Origin of the sequence: Microbacterium sp. BF1, from assembly GCF_019279095.1 — a bacterium.
Lineage (GTDB): Bacteria > Actinomycetota > Actinomycetes > Actinomycetales > Microbacteriaceae > Microbacterium > Microbacterium maritypicum.
Genome location: NZ_JAGYWT010000761.1, coordinates 1 through 767, shown reverse-complemented (window position 1 = coordinate 767; position 767 = coordinate 1). Strand labels below are relative to the sequence as shown.

The window sequence follows — 767 nt, the reverse complement described above, 5'->3', positions numbered from 1 at the left end:
GGCCGTCTCCTGTCCCACCGGGACAGCGACCGAGATGGCCATGCAGCGCTCGCCCGCCGAGCCGTACCCCGAGCCGATCAGCGCGTCGACGGCCTGATCGAGGTCGGCGTCGGGCATCACGATCATGTGGTTCTTCGCGCCGCCGAAGCACTGGGCGCGCTTGCCGTTCGCCGCGGCCGTCGCATAGATGTACTCGGCGATCGGGGTCGATCCGACGAAGCCCACGGCGCGGATGCGCTCGTCGGTGAGCAGCGTGTCGACCGCCTCCTTGTCGCCGTGCACGACGTTGAGGATACCTGCGGGGAGACCCGCTTCGAGGAAGAGCTCGGCGATGCGCACCGGCACCGAGGGGTCGCGCTCACTGGGCTTGAGCACCACCGCGTTGCCGGCGGCGATCGCGGGGCCGGCCTTCCACAGCGGGATCATGGCGGGGAAGTTGAACGGGGTGATCGCGGCGACGACCCCGAGCGGCTGCCGCATCGAGTAGACGTCGATGCCCGTTCCCGCGCCGGTGGAGTACTCGCCCTTGAGCAGGTGCGGAGCGCCGGCTGCGAACTCGATGACCTCGAGGCCGCGCTGGATGTCGCCCTTCGCATCGTCGACCGTCTTGCCGTGCTCGCTCGCGAGCAGCTCGGCCAGTGACGTCATCTCCCGCTGCACCAGGTCGAGGAACCGCAACAGCACGCGAGCGCGCTTCTGCGGGTTGGTCGCGGCCCACGCGACCTGCGCCTCTTCTGCGTTCGCGATCACGCGGCGCACCTCGTCGG

General features: G+C 70.0%; 1 protein-coding gene. It reads right to left on the bottom strand.

Going from position 1 to position 767, the window contains the following annotated elements:
* The coding region (locus tag KZA10_RS16610) for an aldehyde dehydrogenase family protein (RefSeq protein WP_218683448.1) at positions 1 to 767 on the bottom strand (767 nt) is incomplete at both ends.